This is a genomic window from Peptoniphilus sp. (assembly GCF_022767005.1).
Classification (GTDB): Bacteria; Bacillota; Clostridia; order Tissierellales; family Peptoniphilaceae; genus Peptoniphilus_A.
Map to the genome: position 1 here is coordinate 1 of NZ_JALEOV010000033.1, position 3,512 is coordinate 3,512.

Genomic DNA, 3,512 nt, shown 5'->3' on the forward strand with positions numbered 1-3,512 from the left:
TAAAAGATCTTAAAAACTAATGCATTGTATTTAATATAATATTTATTACAAAGCTTTAAAGAATTAAAAATTAAGAAGGAGCTTCAGATAGAAGCTCTTTTTTATGGGGAGTATTATGATTGAATTTAAAAATGTGGATAAGATATATCCAGGTGGATTTAAGGCACTAAAAAACATTAATCTCACTATAAAAGATGGCGAATTTGTTGCCATAATAGGACGAAGTGGAGCCGGCAAGTCTACTCTAATTAGAACTATAAATAAAATGCACGACATAAATTCTGGGACTTTAACTGTGGATGGAATTGATGTGAAAAGTTTAAGGGGAAAGGAGCTTAGAAAATTCAGAAGAAATATTGGAATGATTTTCCAATCTTTTAACTTAGTTGAAAGAATTTCGGTTATTAAAAATGTAATGTCATCCTTTGTCCCCGACTTAAACCCAATTCAGTCAATTCTCGGCATTTATCCAAAGGAGTGTAAGTTAAAAGCCTTAGAAGCTCTGGAACAAGTTGATATATTGGAAAAAGCTTTTGAAAGGGCAGACAATTTATCTGGTGGTCAACAACAAAGAGTTGCCCTAGCTAGAACTCTTGTACAAAATCCAAGCATTATATTGGCAGATGAACCCGTTGCCAGTCTTGACCCTGTAACTGCAAGACAAGTAATGGATTATTTTAAAAAGATTAATGAAAAACTTGGCATTACAATCCTTCTTAACATTCACCATGTTGAGCTTGCCCTTGAATATGCTACAAAGGTCCTCGGAATTCGTGATGGTGAAATAATTTTTTATGGCCCGGCAAGGGATGTTGACGACAAAATTTTAAAATCTATTTACGGAGATTCCTTTGAAGAATTAAAAATGGAGGAAATATGAACCTCTACTATAAAATTTTTAAACCCAAAAAATATGTTATGCCTTCAGGGAGAGAAGTTTATGAATATCCTGGATTTACTCTTCCAATAATTATTATTCTAATATTGTTTACAATGGTATCTGTAAAAATCACTGGATTTTCACTTAGCATACTTGTGAAAAATACCCACAAGCTTTTTACAATACTATCTCCAATGTTTAAGCCAAATTTTTCCTATTTCTCATCAGTTGTGGAACCACTATTAGATACCATAAAAATGTCCTTCCTTGGTTCTTTTTTAGGTGCAGTGGTGTCTGTTCCCTTTGCATTTTTGGCTGCACATAATATGGTGAAGAATAATATAATTAATTGGATTGTAAAATTATTGTTTTCAGTGCTTCGTACAATCCCAACACTTGTATCTGCACTTATAGCAACATATGTCTTTGGTCTTGGTGCCTTTGCAGGTACAGTTGCGATTTTTATTTTTTCCTTTTCCTATGTGGGAAAGCTAACTTATGAGCAAATCGAAACAGTTAATATGGGAGCCTTTGAAGCGATGATTTCCATGGGTTTTACAAGAACTATGGCTTTTTTCAAATCCATTGTTCCAGAAATCTTACCCTTCTACCTTTCAACAGCATTATATAACTTTGAGGGCAATGTTAGATACGCTGCCATACTTGGTTATGTAGGAGCAGGTGGACTTGGACTTCTAATAAACGAAAATATTAACTGGAGAGATTACAACCGCGTGGGCATGATACTTTTGACGCTACTTGTAACAGTATTTATTATCGAAAATGTCAGTGCACACTTTAGAAGAAAGTTGAATTAATATGTCAGAAAAAGTAATACAAAAACTAAAATCAGAACCAAAAAATCACGGCTACATTTTTTTAATAGTCGCCATAGTTTTATTTATGCTAATTTGGTCCTCATCTGTAATTAATTTTGAATCTGCAACTGATGAAGGTATGAGTGTTGCAAAAAATATTATAAAGGGAATTTTAAATCCCAATAAAGAAATGCTATTTAGCTTGACAAAAAAAGGCGTTCCCTATCTTTTGCTAGAAACAATATGTATAGCCTTCTTGGGCACACTTGTTGGTTCAATAATTTCAATACCCCTTAGTTTTTTAGCATCATCAAATATTGTTGCAGCACCAATTGCTTATGTAGTTAGACTTCTTATAATTTTAATAAGGACAATACCTTCCATAGTTTATGGTCTTATGTTTATTAGAGTTACAGGTCCCGGTCCCTTTGCTGGACTTATGACAATGAGCTTTACCTCCATTGGCATGCTCACAAAATTATTTTCCGACAATATAATGAATTTAAACAAGTCCATATTAGAGTCTTTCTCCTCAATTGGAGCAACTACTTTCCAAAAAATTCGTTTTGGAATAATTCCTCAACTATGGGCAAACTTCGCCTCTACTACAATTTATCGTTTCGACATAAATTTAAGAGATGCTGCAGTCCTAGGACTTGTTGGTGCAGGTGGAATTGGCTCTCCCCTTATGTTTGCAATAAATTCATACAAATGGCGAGAAGTGGGTGCAATTTTATTAGGATTAATAATCCTAGTATTATTTATAGAATTTTTCTCAACAAAAATTAGAGCAAAATTAGTAGGTGAAAAATGAAAATAAAAATAGTTCACACATCGGATTTACATGGATATTTTTTCCCCACAGATTATTTAGATAGAGAGAGAAAAGCTATTGGCTATCTCTCTCTTTTAAACAATATAAAAAAAGACGAGTTCACAATTTTAACCGATGGCGGCGACACTCTCCAAGGCTCATCCTTTGCATATTATGTAAAAGAATTTATGAACTCAGAAATTTTAGCCGACATGATGCAAAATGTAGACTACTATACTCTTGGCAATCACGATTTTAATTATGGCTACGATTATTTAAAAAATTACACAAAAAATATGCGTGGAAAATTACTTTGTGCCAATGTTATCGACAGAAGTGGCGAAATAAATTTATCTAATTATGTAATAAAAGAAATTAATGGATTTAAAATCGGCATTGTAGGAATTGTAACAGACTGGGTAAATCTTTGGGAAAGAAAAGAAAATTTAGAAAATTTTGAAATAAGAGATTCCTTTGAAACTGCAAAAGAAGTTTTAAAAATATTGAAAAAAGAAAAAACAGACTTTAACATTTTAATTTATCACGGTGGCTACGAAATTGATTTAAAAACTGGCGAAAAACTTTCCGATACTAGTGAAAATGTAGGCGGAAAAATTGCAGAAGAACTGGAATATGATTTAATCTTAGCTGGACATCAACACATGGAACTATCTGGCAAGATAGGTAATACCTTCGCAATAGAAACTCCTGCAAATGGTGCAAAGGCAGCTGTGATAGAAATAGATACAGAAGATAAAAAAATTTCAGCCTCCTTTATTGAACCAAAACTAGAAGAAAATTATTTAATAAAAAAATATGAAAGCATTGAAGAAAAAGTCCAAGACTACTTAGATATGCCAATTGCAAAATTATCTCGCGATTATCTCCCAGAAGATAAAATAAAAATGGCAACAGAAGGTTCTGCCTTAGCTGATTTAATAAATAAAATTCAAATGGAATACACATCTTCAGACATTTCAATTACATCCTTTGCCAATGT

4 protein-coding genes are annotated in these 3,512 nt (G+C 32.7%); all 4 read left to right on the forward strand.

Features of this window, described 5'->3' with window-relative positions; all coding sequences use genetic code 11:
• Window positions 1-115: 115 nt before the first annotated feature.
• Window positions 116-880, forward strand: coding sequence for a phosphonate ABC transporter ATP-binding protein (gene phnC, locus MR285_RS02435; RefSeq protein WP_293557670.1), 765 nt, complete (start codon window positions 116-118; stop codon window positions 878-880).
• A complete protein-coding gene (gene phnE, locus MR285_RS02440; protein ID WP_293557672.1) occupies window positions 877-1,698 on the forward strand; it encodes a phosphonate ABC transporter, permease protein PhnE in 822 nt (273 codons plus the stop codon). The genes phnC and phnE (MR285_RS02440) overlap by 4 nt, the downstream gene beginning before the upstream one ends.
• A 1-nt stretch (window position 1,699) precedes the next feature.
• Entirely contained in the window at window positions 1,700-2,512 is an 813-nt protein-coding gene (gene phnE / locus MR285_RS02445; RefSeq protein ID WP_293557674.1) for a phosphonate ABC transporter, permease protein PhnE, read from the forward strand.
• The coding region (locus MR285_RS02450) for a metallophosphoesterase (protein WP_293557676.1) at window positions 2,509-3,512 on the forward strand (1,004 nt) is incomplete at its 3' end. The genes phnE (MR285_RS02445) and MR285_RS02450, both read left to right, overlap by 4 nt.